Origin of the sequence: Flavobacterium aestuarii, from assembly GCF_040049115.1 — a bacterium.
Classification (GTDB): domain Bacteria; phylum Bacteroidota; class Bacteroidia; order Flavobacteriales; family Flavobacteriaceae; genus Flavobacterium; species Flavobacterium aestuarii.
Genome location: NZ_JBDLZZ010000004.1, coordinates 99,454 through 119,802 on the forward strand (window position 1 = coordinate 99,454; position 20,349 = coordinate 119,802).

Here is a 20,349-nt window from a genome sequence, read left to right on the forward strand (position 1 = left end):
AATGAAAAGAATCATCAAAAAAATACTTTTTATTGGGTTAATTATTTTTTTGTTGATGCAGTTATATCAACCTGCTCGGAACATTAGTTTTGAGCAGGATATAACTGGTAATTTTACAAAAGTGTATAATGTTCCTAAAAATGTTGAAATCATTTTGAGAACTTCTTGTTATGATTGCCACAGTAACAACACCTATTATCCTTGGTACTCTTACATTCAACCCGTTCGGTTTTTTATGGAAAGTCATATTAAAGAAGGGAAAGAAAATTTGAATTTTAACGAATGGGGTAATTATAGTGACCGTAAACAAAATAATAAATTAGATAGAATTGCAAAACAAATCGAATCAAACGAAATGCCTTTGAGTTCTTATACTTTAATCCATAAAAATGCAATCCTTACAGCCTCCCAAAAAAAAGAAGTATTGGATTGGATAAATAAAATAGAAGATAGTATTTCATCACAAAATTAAAAATAATGGTAGAAAAATTAATAACATTCTCACTACGAAATCGAGCCGTTGTCTTGCTGGTTTCAGCTTGCTTATTTGTTTGGGGAGTTTACAGCGTCCAACAAAACCCCATTGACGCCATTCCTGATTTATCCGAAAATCAAGTTATTGTGTTTACGGAGTGGATGGGAAGAAGCCCACAGGTTATCGAAGCCCAAGTAACATATCCCTTGGTTTCCAACCTGCAAGGTATTCCTAAGGTTAAAAACATTCGAGGCGCATCTATGTTTGGGATGAGCTTTGTTTACATCATTTTTGAAGATGATGTCGATATTTATTGGGCAAGAACCCGTGTATTGGAAAGACTAAATTATGCCCAACGCTTGTTGCCTCAAAATGTAGTTCCAACACTTGGACCCGATGGCACAGGTGTGGGTCACGTTTTTTGGTATCATTTAAACGCCGACGGTATGGACTTGGGAGAGCAAAGAGCCTTACAAGATTGGTACGTGAAATTCGCCTTGCAAACTGTTCCTGGAGTTGCCGAAGTGGCATCTTTTGGTGGTTTTGAAAAACAGTATCAATTAGTGTTGGATCCCTTGAAAATGCAATACTATAACGTCAGTATGATGGAAGTGATGAATGCAGTCAAGGCTAATAATAACGATGTTGGTGGGCGAAAATTCGAAATGAGTGATATGTCATACATTATAAGAGGATTAGGATATATCAAAAACATAAAGGACGTGGAAGAGATTGCTATTAAAAATTATAATTCCGTTCCTGTAAAAGTTAAAGACATTGGTTCAATACAAATGGGTGGCGATTTGAGACTAGGTATTTTTGATGAAAATGGCACTGGTGAAGTTGTTGGCGGAATTGTGGTAATGCGTTATGGCGAAAATGCTGATAAGGTAATAACGGCAGTCAAGGAAAAAATGAAAGAAGTTGAAAAAGGATTGCCTGAAGGGGTTACTTTTAAAACCTCTTATGACCGAAGTGATTTAATAGAAAAAGCAATCGCATCAGTTAAAGGAACTTTAATCGAAATTATGATTACTGTTTCTCTTGTGGTTCTTCTTTTCCTTTTTCATTGGCGAAGTGCTTTAATTATACTCATTCAATTACCTATTTCTGTGTCTATTGGCTTTATTTTACTTGAAGCATTTGGCATTTCATCTAATATTATGTCATTAACGGGTATTGCTCTGGCAATTGGTGTTGTTGTTGATGATGGTATTGTAATGGTTGAGAATGCATACAGGACAGTTTCGGAGAAACAAGAAGAAATGGACAATAATCAGTAATTGGAAATAAGATGAAAAATAAAATTAAAAATATATTCAAAAAAGAAAACGATCCACTATCTCCTGAAGATAAGTTGAAGCTTATAGAAAGCTCTTCCAAATTAGTAGGTCCAGGTGTTTTCTACTCAACAATAATTGTAATTACATCCTTTTTGCCTGTATTTCTTCTCACAGGAATGGAAGGCAAGTTATTTGGACCATTGGCTTGGACGAAATCTTTTATTCTGATAGTTGATGCCTTTTTAGCCATTACACTTGTACCAGTGCTAATTAGTTTTTTACTAAAAGGAAAACTTCGTCCAGAAAATAAAAATCCAATTAACAAAAAATTGGAAAGCATTTATACACCCATTTTGATTTTTTGTTTAAAATGGAGGAAAACGGTATTGGGCATCAACATCATTGCCTTGCTGATTGGTGTATTAATGTTTACTCGTTTAGGTTCAGAATTTATGCCCCCTTTAGATGAAGGATCTGTACTGTTTATGCCAGTAACCTTACCCGATGTATCCAACTCCGAAGTAAAGAGAATTCTTCAAGTTCAAGACAAATTGATTAAGTCGATTCCCGAAGTGGCTCACGTGTTGGGAAAAGCAGGCAGGGCAAATACGGCAACTGATAACAGTCCAATAAGTATGGTTGAAACCATTATTTTGCTAAAACCTCAAGCAGAATGGCGAGAAGACAAAACCAAGAATGATATTATCACGGAAATAAACAACAAACTGCAAATCCCTGGTGTGACCAATGGTTTTACGCAACCTATTATCAACCGTATCAATATGCTTTCAACAGGAATCAGAACCGATGTAGGAATCAAAATCTACGGAGCAAGTTTAGACACCATCAATGTTTTGGCTCAAAAAATTAAAAAGGCATTGGAAGGAACTTCTGGAGTTAAAGATTTGTATGCGGAACCCATAACAGGCGGAAAATATATTGACATTGAAGCAAAAAGAGACGTTATTGGTAGATATGGATTGACCATAGACGACATTAATAATGTGGTTGAAGCTTCTATTGGAGGTATGAAACTAACCACGACTATCGAGGGAAGACAGCGTTTTTCTGTAAATGCAAGATATGCTCAAGAATACCGTAACAGCATTGAAGCCTTAAAAAAACTACAGGTGCAAACAATGGATTTTGGCCCAATACCATTAGAAACTGTAGCTAATGTAAAAATAAGTGATGGCCCTCCAATGATAAATAGCGAAAATGCAATGCTTCGGGGCACTGTGTTGTTCAATGTTCGGGAACGTGATTTAGGAAGTACTGTAAAAGAGGCGCAGAAAAAACTCGATGCAATGATGACTAAAATGCCAAAAGGATATTATGTGGAATGGAGCGGTCAATGGGAAAATCAAATTAGAGCCAACAAAACATTAAGTTTAATACTGCCTATTGTTGTGGTCATTATATTTCTTGTTTTATATTTTACGTACCATTCAATGAAAGAGGCATTAATCACGATGATTACAGTACCCTTTGCTTTAATTGGAGGAATATTTATGGTTTATTTTTATGGCATTAATTTATCCGTTGCTGTTGCCGTTGGATTTATTGCCTTGTTTGGAATGGCAATCGAAACGGCAATGTTAATGACCATCTATTTGAATGAAGCAATGAATAAAATGGTAGAAAAGTACGGAAACACGAAGGAAACCATAACTGAAGAAATATTGAAACAATATATTATTGATGGTTCAGCCAAAAGATTAAGACCAAAATTGATGACGGTTTCAGTTTCATTATTTGGATTAATCCCTATTCTTTGGGCAACAGGAACAGGGTCTGATATAATGCTTCCCATTACTGTTCCACTAATTGGAGGTACAATTACTTCCACGATTTATGTATTATTAGTAACACCGATTGTTTTTGAGATGGTTAAACTTCGAGAATTAAGAACAAAAGGAAAAATAGATCTTATAGATGTTAAAGAATAAATTTTATATAGCAATAAGTTGTTTGATTTTGACCGCCACTAATTTGGCAGCACAAACACTTTCCTTGGATAATGTATTGAGTGCAATTAAGACAAACAATCCTCAACTAAAAATGTACGATGCCGATATTCAAAGTATGGATGCAGCGGCAAAAGGTGCTAGAAGTTGGATGGCTCCACAAGTAGAAACGGGGTTTTTTATGACTCCCTACAATTCCAAAATGTGGAAAGCCAATGAAATGAATCCTGGTATGGGAAATTATATGTTAGGTGTAACCCAAATGATTCCGAATGCTTCAAAGCTAAATGCTAATGAAAATTTGATGAAAGCAATGTCATCAGTCGAGAATGAAAATAAAAATTATACACTGAACCAATTAAATGCATTGGCAAAAACCTATTATTACGAATGGATTACTATTAAGAAAAAAATAAAAATAGCCCAAGATAATATTCAGCTTCTAGAGTATATGATTAAAAGTATGGAAATACGCTATCAGTATAATATGGACAAACTACCGTCTTATTACAAAGCAAAATCCCAATTGGCTACTTTGCAAAGTATGATTGTTATGTTAGAAAATGATGTGTCACAGCGAAAATATATGCTCAATACTTTAATGGCTCGTAATAAAAATGAGGATTTAGAAATTGATTCCAATTACGAGATTAAAGATTTCAATCTCTTCGAAACCGATTTGTCTTCCTACATCAACAACCGTAGTGACATCAAAGCCATTGATAAAACCAAGGATATCAATAAATTAAAAACGGAAGTGGAAAGAGTGGCAACCAGACCTGAATTTGGTGTGAAATATGACCATATGTTTGCTTTCGGGAATCAGCCACAGCAATTCTCAGTACTGGGAATGATTACCATTCCGATGTCTTGGTCAACCAAAATGAATAAAGCCAATATGGAAAGTTATCGTATTAAAAACGAAAGTTTGGATTGGCAAAAGCAAATGATTGCCAACGAAACAAGCGGAATGATAAAAGGGATGAATGCTGAGTTTCTGAACCTAAAAAAACAATACCAAATTACCCAAGACAACATTATTCCTGCTTTAAAACGAAACTACGATACGGCTATTTTAGCTTGGCAAAACAATACCGGAGATTTATTCATAGCGTTAGAAGCCTGGGAAGCAATGAATATGACTCAAATCGATGCTTTAGACAAATTGAAAAGTATTTTGGTAGCGCAAGTAGAAATTGAAAAACAATTAGAAACCAAATAATTATGAACAAGTATATAAAGTTTAGTTTAGCTTTTATTGGAATTTTCATTATCGGAATTGCAATCTATTTCTTTGCCACAAAATCAGATAATCATTCGGAAATGGAGCATCAAAACGAGGTTTACACTTGCTCGATGCACCCTGAAATTATTAGAGATGAACCTGGTAATTGTCCTATTTGTGGAATGACTTTGGTAAAAAAAGTAACAGAGAATAATCCCGTTGACGACAATTCAATCGACAATCTTATAAAGCCTACCGACAATTTTATAGTAGGTAATTATCAAACAACAACGGCAATAGACACCACCATAAGCAGTGAAATAAATCTACCGGGAATTGTGGAATATGATCCCAATTCATCGGTAAATATTGCAGCTCGAATAAGCGGAAGAATCGAAAAAATGTATGTCAATTATAAATATCAAAAAGTAAATAAAGGACAAAAACTATTTGATTTATACAGTCCTGAATTACTGACGGAGCAACAAAACTTCATTTATATGGTCATTAATGATGTTGAAAATCCTTCGATTATTAATGCATCAAGACAAAAATTAGAGCTTTATGGAATGACTCAAAATCAAATAAATGCGCTGTCTAATTCCAAAAAAGTTAACCCGCTAATAACCATTTATAGTCCAGCTTCTGGTATTATTGACGGTACAGGAACGATGGATAATACAACAAATCCTGTGATGCAAAGTGCGAGTAACAACACTGCAACATTGGATGTGAAAGAAGGGAGTTATATAAAAAAAGGAGAAGTCATTTTTAAACTATTAAATACTGATAAAGTATGGGGTATATTCAATGTTATCCAAGGATATAATAGTCTAATAAAAGCCAATCAATCCATCAGAATTACTTCCGAACTTGACAAAGATGAATTTATGGATGCAAAAATTAATTTTGTCGAAACACAACTAAATACAGCTGATAAAACCAACAGAATTCGAGTTTATTTAAATAACAATAAATTGAAATTACCAGTTGGTTTGCGATTGCAAGGCGTTGTGAAAACAAATCCAGCAAATGGAATTTGGATTCAAAAACAATCAATGGTAAGCATTGGAAACAAGAAAATAGTTTTCTTAAAAATGGACAATGGCTTTAAGGCATCTACTATAAAAACAGGAATTGAAATAGATGATTTTATCCAAATTATTGAAGGTATAACTGTAAAAGATACTATTGCCAAAAACGCACAATATTTAATTGACAGCGAAAGCTTTATTAAAACCGAATAATGATGAAGACAATAAAAAAAATAAGTGTACTATCAATACTATTTATGGTAATGGCGGCTTGTAATACTAAAGACAAAGAAGACCATAGCAAACACAATAAGAGTACAGCAACAACATTTTACACTTGTTCTATGGATCCACAAGTCAAGGAAGATAAACCGGGTAAATGCCCCATTTGTCATATGGAGTTAACACCAATAAAACAAGATGATACAGAGGCAAACGAGATAAGTTTGAGCAAACAGCAAATACAACTGGGAAATATCACTACTCAAACTATTTCAGAAACTCAAAGCAGTTTAGAGCAAAATTATACGGGAGTCTTGGCCATTAATCAAGAGAAAATCAAAACCCTTTCTGCACGAGCAATGGGACGAATTGAAAAGTTGTATTTCAAAACCGTTGGTGATTATGTGGCTAAAAACCAAGCTGTATATCAATTGTATAGCGAGGATATTGCCATTGCCAAACAGGATTATTTCACAGCTTATAAGCAACTGTCGATGCCAGGAGATTTTGGAAAGAATGCAAAAAATATGCTAGTTACAGCCAAACAAAAACTTCTTTTTTATGGCCTTACCAATGCCCAAATTGAAAGCATTAAAACCAATAAAGATGTTTCTCCAAATACAATCTTTTACAGTCCATATAGCGGAACAATTTCTGAAATTGTAGCTACAGAAGGAAGCTATGTAATGGAAGGTTCGGGAATAATAAAAATGTCTGATTTAAACAGCCTTTGGTTAGAAACACAAGTAAACGTAAACTATGCCAAAAGCCTTAAAATAGGTCAAAAAGCCAATGTTACTTTTAGTGATTTCCCAGATAAAACAATAAATACCCAAGTTGCTTTTATCAATCCTGAAATAAATCCAGATACCCGATTGCTGTTAATTCGAATGGAAATTCCAAATCAGGGTTTACAATTAAAACCGGGAATGCAGGCAGTTGTAAAATTGACTCAATCAAATGCTAAAGGAATTTTTATCCCGATTGATGCAGTTATTCGAGAAGAAAACGCTTCCTATATTTGGGTTGAAAAAAGACCAGGAATATTTGAAAATGTTATGGTAGAAACAGGAATAGAAACCAATGGAATGATTGAAATCAAATCCGATTTAGATTCCTCAAAAAAAGTTGTTATTACAGGTGCTTACGCCATAAACAGCGAATATAAATTCCGAAAAGGAAGTGACCCAATGGAGGGAATGAAGATGTAAAAAATACTCATTGGGCATCGAAAATAATCAAGCTCTTTAAAAAAGAGTAAAATGGTTTGGGGGAATTACATAAATCAAAAAAAAAATAGTATAACAATTTGCAAAACAGTAAACTATATATTTATATAACAGAAAGTAATCTGTAAATTAAAATCCGATAAAATGAAAAAAATAATCTTTTCAGCCATAGTAATGGCATTTGTATTGGTTTCCTGTAACCAAAAAAACAAAGAAGCTTCAACGGATCATTCTAATATGATGAGCAATGATAGTACAATGATGGATAATGACAGTATAACGATAAACGACAAAAACAGTACAATGGAAAATCATGAAAAAATGTATGCATGCCCAATGCACCCTGAAGTGCAAGGAAAACTGAATGACAAATGTTCAAAATGTGGAATGAAATTAACAGAACTTGTTCCTGAGAAAAAAGAAGAAAACAAATAACACCTAATTTGGGGAAGAAACTATAATTAACCTTGTTATGAATTTAGCAGGGTTAGTTTATATTAATTAAACCTGTTTACTATGAAACTTTATATCAAAAATATGGTATGCAGCCGTTGTAAAATGGTAGTAAAGTCTGTATTTGAAAGTCTGGGAATTAATCCTTTTTCAGTTGAGTTAGGGGAAGTTGAATTGAAAAATGACATAAACGAAAATCAAAAAAACGAATTGTTAAAAGAACTTCGTGCAATTGGCTTTGATTTAATTGACGATAGGAAAAGTAAAACAATCGATAAGATTAAAACATTGATTATTGATTTGGTTCAAAATAAAAACAATGATTTGAAAAGTAACTTATCCAGTTATATTTCACAAGAACTCCATCAAGACTATAACACCTTGAGTAATCTGTTTTCGGAAGTTGAAAATACTACTATTGAGAAGTATTTCATCAATCAGAAAATTGAGAAAGTAAAAGAATTGATTATTTATGATGAACTATCTTTAAGCCAAATTGCCTACTCTTTAAATTATAGTACTGTTTCGCATTTGAGTAATCAATTCAAAAAAGTAACTGGCTTTTCGCCAACTTACTTCAAGAACATAAAAACCATTAAAAGAAAGCAAATAGAAGATTTGTAAATCTTGCATATCATACCCAAAATTGTGCAAATGCAAAAAACAGTTATGATAGAAATTTGTATTAAAATAATATAGAAGATGATACATACTTACAGCATTACCAGTATGACTTGCGATGGTTGTCGCTCTAAAGTCGAAAAAGCATTGAATACTATTGAAGGAGTTGAGGCAAAAGTTGCATTAAATCCACCCATAGCAACTATAACTATGGAAAAACATATTCCAACAACACAGTTACAAGAAGCATTGACAGCAGTTGGGAAATACACCATAGAAATGAATAATGGCAAGATCCTAGTACAGGCACCAGCTAATGAAACTACAGCAAAATCCTGCTGCTCTACGCATTCTCATGAACATAAAAAAGAAACTGTTATACCAAGCAATGCTCAGGGAAAATACTATTGTCCAATGCATTGTGAAGGCGAAAAATTATATGACAAAGCGGGTGACTGCCCTGTGTGTGGAATGGATTTAGTAAAAGCACCCGATTTAACAGTTAATATAGCCTTATATACTTGTCCGATGCATCCTGAAGTAATTAGTGAAACTCCAGGTTCATGTCCTATTTGCGGGATGGATTTAGTACCAATGGAACCAAGCGAAAGCGAAGACCAAAAGACGTATAATGATTTGGTAAAGAAAATGAAAATAGCGGTCGTATTTACAGTTCCTATTTTCGCTATTGCTATGATAGAAATGGCACATAATAATCCTTTACTTCAACTAATGGATGCCACTAAGTGGAATTGGGTACAGCTTATTTTATCACTTCCAGTTGTTTTTTATGCCTGTTGGATATTTTTTGTTCGCGCTTGGAAATCAATAATTACATGGAATTTAAATATGTTCACCCTCATCGGAATTGGTACAGGAGTGGCTTTTTTATTTAGTTTGGTCGGTATGTTTTTCCCAGACATTTTTCCTAGTGAATTTAAAACAGAAGATGGGACAGTATTATTGTACTTCGAGGCTACAACGGTTATTCTGACTTTAGTTTTATTGGGGCAACTACTCGAAGCCAGAGCACACAGCCAAACCAGCGGAGCTATTAAAGCATTACTCAAATTGGCACCAACCGAGGCTACTTTAGTAGCAGATGGAGGTGACAAAGTAATTTCTATTCATGATATCAAAAAAGATGATTTACTTAGAGTAAAACCTGGAGACAAAATTCCGGTTGACGGAAAAATTACCGATGGAGAAAGTAGTATTGATGAAGCTATGATTACTGGCGAACCAATACCCGTTGACAAAAAGAAAGATGATAATGTTATTGCCGGAACCATAAACGGTAACAAGTCCTTTGTAATGATTGCCGAAAAAGTAGGTTCAGAAACTTTGCTTTCCCAAATAGTGCAGATGGTAAATGATGCCAGTCGTTCAAGAGCACCAATTCAAAAATTAGCCGACAGTATCGCTAAATATTTTGTACCAGTAGTGGTGATTATCTCCGCAATAACATTTTTCGTTTGGGCAAAATTTGGCCCAGAACCAGCATTGGTTTATGGATTCATTAATGCAATTGCGGTATTAATTATTGCTTGTCCTTGTGCATTAGGATTAGCTACGCCAATGTCGGTAATGGTTGGTGTTGGTAAAGGTGCGCAATCTGGTGTACTTATAAAAAATGCTGAAGCTTTAGAAAACATGAATAAAGTTAATGTGTTAATTACTGACAAAACAGGAACAATAACCGAGGGGAAACCTTCTGTTGAGAAGATATTTTCTTCAAATAATGAAGAAAATAATTTGCTTAAAAACATAGCTTCATTAAACCAATACAGCGAACATCCATTAGCACAAGCTGTAGTCAATTATGCTAAATCAAAAACAGTTTCATTAATCGAGGTAAAGGATTTCGAAGCCATTGCAGGCAAAGGAGTTATTGGAACTGTTGACGCTAAAAAAGTAGCATTAGGAAATAAAAAACTAATGGAACAAGTCAAAGCAATCGTTTCTGATGATTTAGAAAATAAAATTATTGCTGAACAAAAACTAGGTAAAACGGTTTCATACATAGCTGTTGATGGTATTGCTGTTGGTTTTGTATCAATTTTCGATGCCATTAAAGAATCAAGTGCAGCAGCCATTAAAGAGTTAATGCGTCAGGGTGTTGAAGTAGTAATGCTTACTGGAGACAATGAAAACACAGCTAAAGCGGTTGCTGATGAATTGGGGTTGGCGTCATATAAAGCAGGATGTTTACCCGAAGACAAACTCAAAGAAATTAAAAAATTGCAAGGTGAAGGCAAAATTGTGGCGATGGCAGGCGATGGTATAAATGATGCTCCGGCATTAGCCCAAGCCAATATTGGAATTGCAATGGGAACAGGAACGGACGTAGCCATAGAAAGCGCCAAAATCACATTAGTAAAAGGTGATTTACAAGGTATCGTCAAAGCCAAGAATTTGAGCCACGCTGTGATGCGTAACATCAAACAAAACTTATTTTTTGCTTTCTTTTACAATGTGCTAGGTGTACCAATCGCAGCAGGAGCTTTATACCCATTTTTTGGAATTTTATTATCGCCAATGATTGCAGCTTTAGCAATGAGTTTTAGCTCGGTTTCTGTAATTGTAAATGCTTTGCGATTAAGAAGTTTAAAATTGTAATAACAAATAAAAAATAAGTTATAGCTGTATTAAAAATGAATAACCTTACTCAAATAATCCAACAATACAAAACCGATACCGAAAGTGTTTATACCACTTGGTTTGTAGATAATGATCAAAGATTAAAAGCATTTCGGACTATTCGTCGTGGCGTTTTGCAAGTGATAGACGATATTAAAAACAAAACTTTTCCAAATGATTTTAAAGGAAGTAGTTTAGAATTTGTATTGAGTTGTATAGCAGAACAAAAACAAATATTTGTAGGCGTAGCACATCCTTTTTATTGGAAACCAAAATTAAGAATTCCAGACATTTACGAAAACCAAAACAATAAAATTGCTTTCGGCCAATTTCTCGAAAACTGCATTAATGCCAAAACAGAAGAGCAAGTAGTAAAAGAAATTGTAAAACTAGACGAACTCAAAATAAAAGGTCTTGGTCCTGCTGTCGCTAGTATTTTATATTTCTTGCACCCAACTTGGTTTCCACCATTCAATACAGCTATTCTTAACGGATTCAACTTTTTGTTCAAAGACAAAAAAAAACTAGGAAGTTGGACGGAATATTTAAAAATAAGGGAAACTTTAATCGAAACTAATAGCAAACATAAAACTGAATTATCAAATGATTTAGGAGCGATTGCGGGATTATGTTTTGAAATTGGAACACAAAAAATGCTTATTGGTAATGATGAGTATTTAAGTGAAGAAGAACGCAATAAGTTTGAAAAAAACATTTTAAAACGTCAAAAAGAAATTCAGGAAGAGAAATTAGCAGAAAATCTTCATAATGAAATGCAATACCATTTATTAAAAATTGGAGTTTCATTAGGTTTTGATGTAACACCAGCGAGTAATGATAAGAGCAAATCGTTTGGTGGACAAAGTTTTTCATTTATATCAATAAATAAATTTCCAGAACTTCCAACAGATAAAGACACACAAAATACCATAAAACTAATTGATGTGTTATGGTTTCAAAAAGGAACTAATAAAATCATTGGAGCATTTGAAGTCGAAAAAAGTACTAGCATCTATTCAGGAATATTACGATTATCTGATTTATATTTTAGTATTTCTAACGGCGAAGAAGTCTTTTATATAATAATTCCTGACAGTCGAGAGAAAGACGTTATTCAACAACTCAACCGACCAGTTATAAAGAACTCAAAAATGAATATCAAATATATTCTATTTTCTGAATTAAGAGCCAATTGTGATGCAATTTGCAAATTTGGTTCAGACCATTCTATTATGGAAAAAATTGCAAAATCAATTTAAAATGAAATTAACAAATAACATTGACAAATTTGGAACAATTGGAATGTTCCTTACAGCAATATTTTCGCCTTGTTGCTTCCCACTTTTTGCATTTGGAGCTTCGGCACTTGGACTTGGAACAATAGAATTGTTTGGTGGATGGACAATGTGGATTTTCCAAGTAATGGTCTTGCTTTCTATTGTAGGAATTTATATTTCGTACCGAAATCACAAATGTTTATACCCATTATTAATTGCATTCCCGAGCGTAATATTAATATTCGCTGCTTATTATTTAAGTAAAACTGAAAATTCAACTTACTTAATTTATGCAGGTATGGTTGGACTTTTTATTGCAACAATTGTAAATTATTACCAAAATAAGTTAAATAGGAATTGTAAAACTTGTGGGATATATGACGGAAAAAGAGTTGAATTAAAATCGACAATTACTTGCCCAAAATGTGGATACAAGAAAGATGAAATAATGCCGACAAATGCGTGTGAATTTTTCTATGAATGTGACAGCTGTAAAACAAGATTGCGACCATTAGAGGGAGATTGTTGCGTGTATTGTAGTTATGGAAGCGTGAAATGCCCTCCTATTCAAGTTGGAGCAGGATGCTGTTAAAACATCATAAAAATCAAATTAAAAATCAAATTAGAAATAAAGTAATGAAAATCAAATTATCAATTATAATATTATTCCTTGTGTTAAGCGTATCAGCTCAAAAGGTTGTGCGTTACGACTTATATGTAAAAGATACCATCGTCAATTTTACAGGTAAACCTAAAAGAGCCATTGCCGTAAACGGACAAATACCAATGCCAACCTTAACATTTACTGAAGGCGACATTGCAGAAATTTATGTGCATAATGAGTTAAATGAAGATACTTCTTTACATTGGCACGGCTTATTTTTACCCAACAAAGAAGATGGTGTACCGAATTTGACACAAATGCCAATAAAACCTCATACTACACATTTGTATAAATTTCCAATAATACAACACGGCACACATTGGTATCACAGTCACACAGGATTACAAGAACAAATCGGAATGTATGGAAATTTTGTAATGCTCAAAAAAACGACTGACCTAACTTTTAGAAATGGAATTGATGATTTACCAACCGTTCCAATTGTTTTGAGCGAATGGACGGATATTAAACCGGAAAACGTACACAGAATGTTGCACAACGCAAACGATTATCCAGCCATCAAAAAAGGTACAACCCAAAGTTATGCCGAAGCCATAAAACAAGGTTATTTCAAAACCAAAGTTATCAACGAATGGAAAAGAATGACCGCAATGGATGTAAGCGACGTATTTTACGATAAAATCCTCATGAATGGTAGGGCAAGTACAGATGTTAAAAGTATTGATGAAAAACCTTTAAAAGGAGGAGATAAAGTTCGTTTGAGAATTTCCAACGGTGGAGCTTCTTCCTATTTTTGGCTTACTTATGCAGGTGGTAAAATTACTGTTGTTGCCAACGATGGTAACGATGTCGAACCAGTAGAAGTCGATAGATTAATTGTTGGAGTTTCTGAAACTTACGATGTTGTTGTTACTATTCCTGCTGACAAAACCGCTTACGAATTTTTGGCTACCACCGAAGATAGATTATATTCAGCCTCTTATTTTATTGGCGATGGTATCAAGCAACTTATTGAACCACTTCCCAAGCTTAAATATTTTGAAGGGATGAAAATGATGAACGGAATGATGAAAATGAACGGAGACCTTGATGATATGGGAATGCAAATGAGCCTCAATCAAATGGATATGAATGTTGTAATGTACCCAGAAATTACAGGCGAACAAAAAAAGAAAGCCGATAAAAAAATGTTGGATATGAAAATGACCGAAGCCGATTATAACAGTAATGCTCTTTCGGATATTACAACCTTAAATTATGCAATGCTGAAATCGCCAACTAAAACCACACTCCCAAAAGATGCTCCAGTAAAAGAGTTAAAATTTGAACTCACAGGAAATATGAACCGCTATGTTTGGAGTTTAGACAACAAAGTTGTCTCAGAAGCGGACAAAATTTTAATTAAAGAAGGTGAAAATGTCCGCATTACAATTTATAATAATTCGATGATGCGACACCCAATGCACTTACACGGGCACGATTTCAGATTATTGAATGGTCAAGGCGATTATGCACCATTAAAAAACATTGTGGACATTATGCCAATGGAAACCGATACCTTGGAATTTAATGCAAATGTAAAAGGTGATTGGTTTTTTCATTGTCATATCTTGTACCATATGATGAGCGGAATGGGCAGAGTTTTCAGTTATGAAAACCAAGTACCAAATCCCGAAATCCCAAACCCAAAACTTGCACAACGTAAATTGTTTGCAGACGACAGGAAATTTCATTTTATGGCAGAAAATGATTTTGCAACAAATGGTAACGATGGCGAAGCAATGTACCAAAGTACTCGTTGGAGCATTGGAACAGAATGGAGATTAGGATATAATGATATGCACGGTTACGAAACCGAAACCCATATTGGAAGATACATTGGCAAAATGCAATGGTTGATGCCGTTTGTTGGTTTTGATTGGCGTTACAGAGTAATGCCTGATGGTGAAGTTGAAAAAAATATGTTCGGACAAACAAATACAAAGGATAATCGGCATTTTTTAAGTGTTGGTTTAAATTATACTTTACCATTGTTAATTGTAGCACAAGCAGAAGTATTTACGGGAGGTTATTTTAGAATACAATTTGAACGAAAAGATATTCCTATTTCAAAACGATTAAGAATGAATTTAATGTGGAATACGGATTATGAATATATGGCAGGTTTACGATATATTCTAGGAAAAAATATGGGATTGACAACACACTATGATAGCGACATGGGTTGGGGTATTGGAGTGAGTTTGAATTATTAATTCAATTAAGCATATATAGCTTCTTAGTTTCTAGGATAATCAAATTGAAACTAGAACAACACGCCCAAATGGTGTCAAAATTTCGAAAATCTTATAATTTTCAGTTTTTTGTTTTGTGAATTGCTTGAATGGATATCTTTTTTTATTATCCCTTTTTAATAAGGTATTCTAAATCAGGATCATTTTTAATACGCTCCAATTCAGTTTCAATAATCTGAACAATATCCTGTTTTATCTGCCGGTAATTAGCTTCAATTTCCTGTTTCATTTTGTCTTCTCCGTTTTTATCCACAAATGATAGAATCTGAGGTATTTTTTTATAAGCCTTGGTTTCGGAGGCCACTTTTCCATTATCCACAACAATTTCAGCGTGGAATATTTTTTGTTCGATACGTTCGTCAAAATTATCCGAAACTGCTCCCACAAACATGCCTTGTGTCAGTGTAGAAATTTTGGAAGCAGGGATAAGACTATCCAGTTGTGTAGATATAGAAGTAGATTTATCGTTTCGGTTAATAGTTAGGCTTTGGCGTTTTTGTAAAACCTTTCCAAAGCGTTCAGATAGACTTTTTGCTGTTTCGCCGACCACCTGGCCACTGAATATATTACCTACGGTATTTTGTATAACCTTACTTTCTTTGTCTCCATAATCGCGGGTTAATTGCGAATAATCCTGAAACCCCAAACAAACGGCCACTTTATTACTTCTAGCGGTGGCTATCAGGTTGTCTAATCCACGGAAGTAAATGGTAGGCAACTCATCAATGATAACTGAACTTTTAAGCTGTCCCTTTTTATTGATAAGCTTCACTATTCTTGAATTGTATAAACCCAACGCTGCGGAATAAATATTTTGACGATCGGGATTGTTACCTACACACAATATCTTCGGTTCTTTCGGATTGTTGATGTCCAATGAAAAATCATCGCCCGTCATAACCCAATATAATTGTGGACTAATCATTCTTGATAAAGGGATTTTTGCTGATGCAATCTGTCCCTGCAATTGGTCTTGTGCTCCGCCTTGCCACGCGTCCATAAAGGGTGATAGATAATTTTCCAGATCAGAATAGGAAGTAAGAATAGTAAATACGTCCGAATACTTTTTGTTTAGTAATTCAATGGCATGAGGGAACGTGCAGTATTTACCGTTGTCATAGATTTTAAGAAACCAAATGATGGCAGCCAATAAGATGATTGGCGATTCTACAAAGAAATCCCCCTGTTTTTGTATCCAAGAACGGTTAAGATTCAGCATAATGGTATATGCTGACTCATAGGCATCGGATATATCGGTCATAAAATCAGGATTTATGGGATTGCAACGATGACTTTTTCTAGGGTCATCAAAATTAATGACATAGAATTTCGGTTTTACCGTGTACCTATCCGTGTGCTTTAGCAAATGGTTATAGGCAATTGTAGATAGGTCGTCAAACTTGAAATCATAAATATACATTGAAAACCCTTTTTCAATATGCTGTTTAATATAGTTGTTTACAATAGCATACGATTTACCGGAACCGGGTGTGCCCAATACAATGGTTGCCCTAAAAGGGTTTACAATATTGATCCATCCATTATGCTGTTTTTTATTGTACCAGAACTTAGTCGGCAGATTCACCGAATACTCGTTTTCCATTAGTTTGGTTTCCTGCATAAAACTTTCGTTCTCGTTATTAAATACATCGTCCATTAGGTTTGTACGAAGCAGACGGCTAATCCAAATTCCTGCTACCATCAGGGAGATATAGCCCAAACCTGTGGTAAGGATATAAAGAAATGTAGCGATGTTTAATGACAGTTTTAATAATGATGTGTTCAGAAAGAATAGCATAAAACCAATTCCCAAAGCCACGTAAATTTTTGTCCAAGTTATCTTTTCATTCTTTACGCCTTTTGTTCCCAAACAGCTTAATGCTAATAATACCAAAGCAAATATTTTGGTGTAAAGCGTATGGGAAAACAGGCTCGCCGTACGGTCAAAGTTTCTCAATATTTTATTGAATACCTCCAGTGTCCAACCCCTTTCTAAAAAGAACCCATAACAGAACCAGTAAAAGTGCATCAGTACAATCAGTATACTTACCGCTCTCATAAATGCCATAATCTTGGCTAAACCTCTTAAATCGTCTTCTCCTTGCATTTTCTAAATATTAAATGTTCGGGCGTTAATTTAAAGGATGTGCAGAGTGGCTATAAAAAAGTGGCAGACATTAGCGGTGCGTGACAGTGCTTGGCGTTAATTGGTTCCAATCAAGTTCAGATTTTATAACGATTTTTTTATTAAATTTAAACTCTTGATTTTTTTTTGACTTACTCATCAATTTGATAATCAATATTAAAGGAAATAATATGAATTGGAATAATCCTGATGCTGATCCGGGAGAAAGTGAAGATGAATATGAAGCCCGGAAAAGAGAAGAAAGTGAGGCTGCTACAGGGCTAATGTTTATGGTCGTTGAGGGTTTTATTTTTGTCTTAAAAATAGCTACTATTTTCGGCATGTTTTTTTATGCTGGATTTTTACTTTCTCAAAAGCTCTGGGGAGAAGAAACCGACAAATTTAAAATTTGGGGTTTCTCCCTATTATTTACCTATCTTATTTTCTGCATCATTTATTTCTTTAAAGGAACTATCATTGGCTTGCAGGCAAAGAACAGGAAGCTATGGATTTTACCGTGGGTAATATGTGTGTTAATATGCTGTATTGTTCCCGCATTTATAGTAAAATCATTCGTTGCTGGTATGTTCAATCTGACAGAACGACAAAGTATATTGTGTGTTGGATTGAGTTGGGGAGCATTTATACTTTTTTCATTATATGTTTATGGTATTTATCAGTTCAAGACACCAACTGTTCCGAAGATTTTGTACTGGAGCTATGCTTTGGGATTGAAAGTGTCTTTATAATCATGAGTTCAAAATAAACAACAAAACCTACTGACCTCTTTTACGTTTTCTTTTCTTTTTTATCTTATTGGCAAAATCCTGTTCTTCGTAATCTTCTCCCTGTGCTTCGGGAAGTAAGCCACTCAATGTTTCGATCAAACCATCTTCATGTTTTTCTGAAGTATTCAGGAAGTCGAACAAATGATGTGGTTGTTCTGCAGGAAGATCTGTGTCATTTGGTTTTGATATTTTAGATTGTAGTTCAACCAGCTTTTTAATGTCGGGTTTGATATTATGGTTCCAATAATCATTAAAGGTATTGGCAGAAAATTCCTTTCCCAATCGGGATCCGTTCCAAATTACTTTAGAATTATGGTCTATAAAAGTTATTCCGTAAATACGCCCTGTGTCATTTCTCCGTACCACTACGTTAATGCCCTGTTCGCCTAATCGCTTTTTAAAAGCCTGCTCATCACTTGTTGATTGCAGAGCAATGGTAACAGTAGTTTTAATGGTTGGCTTTGTCGGGTGGTCTTTCAAAGCCTCTTTGCTTTTTGCAAAATGTAATTCCAAAGTCGGTAGCCCTGCATTCTTTCCGAATAAGGAAGCCTTGAACGGATGTCCAGCTCTTTCTCCTTTTTCATTTAAAGGAATGTACAATAAGCCTTGGCGAATTTTTTCCTGCAATTCTCCCTCTACTTTTTCAATAGTAATATTAAAAAGGGAAAGCAGTGCATTATATTCGCCCAATGTCTGGAACTTATAATACTTAGGTAGGTGACGGACAACCGAAGCAATTTGGCTTTTTATATCTCCTATTTGGTAATTCACAGGATGGAAAATCTTGTCATTCTGCCGATGTCCTTTCTTCGTAGCCGATATCAGTTCGTATTTGTTTTCGAGTTCACGACATACATTCATAGATCGTCTTTTTTCGAACTTATCCGAAATCTTTTTGCCTTCTTCATCCACACAAACTGATACAATATGAATATGGGTGCGATCAATATCCGTGTGTTTGAATACTACAAAAGGTTGTTCTCCATAACCCAGTTCCTGCATATACTCCTGAGCCATTAGTTTGAATTTTTCATCACTTACATTATCCTTTGGGTCAGGATTGAGAGAAATATGCAAAGTTGGTTTTTCGGTATTGCGGTTGGCAATCAGATAAGGTTCAAAAGATTGGGCTAATTGTGCAACAGAATAATATCCATTAGGTGTTTCTATTATTCTATTGGTAAATAGAATTTGACCATTTTTATTCTCTACTTTGAGCTGATTGTATGCCAATGCTCCATATAAATTGCTCCCTCTTCCGATTTTTGCTATCATTTCAATTCTATTTATTCAAATGTTTTGCTTCAAATTCTTCTGTGAGCTGAATTATTTTTTGACATAATACCGCCATTTCTGCCGTCTGTTTTTCTAATTTGTAGAGATAAGCAGACGCTTTTTTCTCAGAAAAATTTCGGTATAACAATTTTACAATTTGGTTGTAATTCACGCCAATGGAGCGGAACTGACTATGATAAGAAGTTAATCGCATATAAAAATCCAACATAGCTTTGTCAATTTTAACCGTTTTAATCTCCCTTCCAAACAGTACAGAAATGATAAATTTTGCTTTATTGGTCATTCCCGATGTTTCAAAAAGCGATAATAATTTCGAATTTTCTTCGTCTGTTAAACGAAAAACATGGCGGTGAATACTCGGATTGTTCTTCGGAGTTCGTCCGCCTTTATTCTGTTTTCCTTTACTGTTTTCGTTCATCACTAATCCATTTTTAACTTCAACAAAAAATCCTGACTTCGGAAGGGTTTTCAGCTCCCAGTAGGGCAAGTTGTTTTGAGGCACGAACTCGGTTTCGAGTGCCTCAAAACACAACTTGCCGTGTTCTGGCGAACACAAAAATCCGCCCTGCGGGACGGATTAAATAAAGCAGGGAAAAACGGCTTCGGGCCGTTCACTTTATAACCTGATCTATCGAAATGCCTTTGCATAAAATCCATTAATAAAAATCACTTTACAAAGTAAATTCCTCTTCAGTAAAGTATTGCACTGTGTAGTATTGCCAAATAGTGTCAATGAACGCCAATGCGTTCTTACTTATAAAAAGGACATATATATCTGCATTTCTTTGTACCTGC

Annotated in this window: 16 protein-coding genes and 1 pseudogene; 14 read left to right on the top strand and 3 right to left on the bottom strand. The window is 34.5% G+C overall.

Going from position 1 to position 20,349, the window contains the following annotated elements:
- The first annotated feature begins 1 nt into the window (after position 1).
- The 13 genes and pseudogenes from ABEG11_RS05365 (at position 2) to ABEG11_RS05425 (ending at position 15,306) form a co-directional block, all read left to right on the top strand.
- Positions 2 to 472, top strand: a complete 471-nt coding sequence (locus ABEG11_RS05365; protein WP_130923499.1) for a heme-binding domain-containing protein — start codon at positions 2 to 4, stop codon at positions 470 to 472.
- A gap of 5 nt (positions 473 to 477) precedes the next feature.
- Positions 478 to 1,758 carry an efflux RND transporter permease subunit gene (locus ABEG11_RS05370; protein WP_315184244.1) on the top strand — a complete coding sequence of 427 codons (1,281 nt, stop codon included), beginning with the start codon at positions 478 to 480 and terminating at the stop codon, positions 1,756 to 1,758.
- Between the two features lie 11 nt (positions 1,759 to 1,769).
- Positions 1,770 to 3,707 (top strand): efflux RND transporter permease subunit, encoded by a 1,938-nt coding sequence (locus ABEG11_RS05375; RefSeq protein WP_348823171.1) that lies wholly within the window; start codon positions 1,770 to 1,772, stop codon positions 3,705 to 3,707.
- Complete coding sequence (locus ABEG11_RS05380; RefSeq protein ID WP_348823172.1) at positions 3,694 to 4,947, top strand: TolC family protein; 1,254 nt, start codon at positions 3,694 to 3,696, stop codon at positions 4,945 to 4,947. Before ABEG11_RS05375 ends, ABEG11_RS05380 begins: the two co-directional genes overlap by 14 nt.
- Positions 4,948 to 4,949: 2 nt before the next feature.
- Complete coding sequence (locus tag ABEG11_RS05385; RefSeq protein WP_348823173.1) at positions 4,950 to 6,197, top strand: heavy metal-binding domain-containing protein; 1,248 nt, start codon at positions 4,950 to 4,952, stop codon at positions 6,195 to 6,197.
- The gene (locus ABEG11_RS05390) at positions 6,197 to 7,417 is read left to right on the top strand and encodes an efflux RND transporter periplasmic adaptor subunit (RefSeq protein WP_348823174.1); all 1,221 of its coding nucleotides are present in this window, start codon (positions 6,197 to 6,199) and stop codon (positions 7,415 to 7,417) included. Before ABEG11_RS05385 ends, ABEG11_RS05390 begins: the two co-directional genes overlap by 1 nt.
- A 162-nt stretch (positions 7,418 to 7,579) precedes the next feature.
- The gene (locus tag ABEG11_RS05395) at positions 7,580 to 7,870 is read left to right on the top strand and encodes a heavy metal-binding domain-containing protein (protein ID WP_314836656.1); all 291 of its coding nucleotides are present in this window, start codon (positions 7,580 to 7,582) and stop codon (positions 7,868 to 7,870) included.
- Positions 7,871 to 7,951: 81 nt separating this feature from the next.
- Positions 7,952 to 8,512, top strand: a complete 561-nt coding sequence (locus ABEG11_RS05400) for an AraC family transcriptional regulator (protein ID WP_314836657.1) — start codon at positions 7,952 to 7,954, stop codon at positions 8,510 to 8,512.
- Between the two features lie 78 nt (positions 8,513 to 8,590).
- Positions 8,591 to 11,128, top strand: coding sequence for a heavy metal translocating P-type ATPase (locus tag ABEG11_RS05405; protein WP_348823175.1), 2,538 nt, complete (start codon positions 8,591 to 8,593; stop codon positions 11,126 to 11,128).
- A gap of 35 nt (positions 11,129 to 11,163) precedes the next feature.
- The gene (locus ABEG11_RS05410; protein ID WP_342691904.1) at positions 11,164 to 12,408 is read left to right on the top strand and encodes a type II restriction enzyme NmeDI-related protein; all 1,245 of its coding nucleotides are present in this window, start codon (positions 11,164 to 11,166) and stop codon (positions 12,406 to 12,408) included.
- A gap of 1 nt (position 12,409) precedes the next feature.
- A pseudogene (locus ABEG11_RS05415) lies at positions 12,410 to 12,748 on the top strand (MerC domain-containing protein); the annotation flags it as partial.
- Between the two features lie 51 nt (positions 12,749 to 12,799).
- Positions 12,800 to 13,018 carry a GDCCVxC domain-containing (seleno)protein gene (locus tag ABEG11_RS05420; protein ID WP_342691966.1) on the top strand — a complete coding sequence of 73 codons (219 nt, stop codon included), beginning with the start codon at positions 12,800 to 12,802 and terminating at the stop codon, positions 13,016 to 13,018.
- 44 nt (positions 13,019 to 13,062) lie between these two features.
- The gene (locus ABEG11_RS05425) at positions 13,063 to 15,306 is read left to right on the top strand and encodes a multicopper oxidase domain-containing protein (RefSeq protein ID WP_348823176.1); all 2,244 of its coding nucleotides are present in this window, start codon (positions 13,063 to 13,065) and stop codon (positions 15,304 to 15,306) included.
- A gap of 145 nt (positions 15,307 to 15,451) precedes the next feature.
- On the opposite strand, the gene mobC is transcribed toward ABEG11_RS05425, so the two are convergent.
- Positions 15,452 to 17,452 carry a conjugal transfer protein MobC gene (gene mobC, locus ABEG11_RS05430; RefSeq protein ID WP_348823177.1) on the bottom strand — a complete coding sequence of 667 codons (2,001 nt, stop codon included), beginning with the start codon at positions 17,450 to 17,452 and terminating at the stop codon, positions 15,452 to 15,454.
- A gap of 209 nt (positions 17,453 to 17,661) precedes the next feature.
- On the opposite strand from mobC, the gene ABEG11_RS05435 reads away from it, so the two are divergent.
- Positions 17,662 to 18,219 (top strand): hypothetical protein, encoded by a 558-nt coding sequence (locus tag ABEG11_RS05435; protein ID WP_348823178.1) that lies wholly within the window; start codon positions 17,662 to 17,664, stop codon positions 18,217 to 18,219.
- A gap of 27 nt (positions 18,220 to 18,246) precedes the next feature.
- On the opposite strand, the gene mobB is transcribed toward ABEG11_RS05435, so the two are convergent.
- Together mobB and mobA are read right to left on the bottom strand one after the other, a co-directional pair.
- Positions 18,247 to 19,533 carry a conjugal transfer protein MobB gene (gene mobB, locus ABEG11_RS05440; protein WP_348823179.1) on the bottom strand — a complete coding sequence of 429 codons (1,287 nt, stop codon included), beginning with the start codon at positions 19,531 to 19,533 and terminating at the stop codon, positions 18,247 to 18,249.
- A 7-nt stretch (positions 19,534 to 19,540) separates the two neighbouring features.
- Entirely contained in the window at positions 19,541 to 19,972 is a 432-nt protein-coding gene (gene mobA, locus ABEG11_RS05445; RefSeq protein ID WP_348823180.1) for a conjugal transfer protein MobA, read from the bottom strand.
- Positions 19,973 to 20,349: the final 377 nt, after the last annotated feature.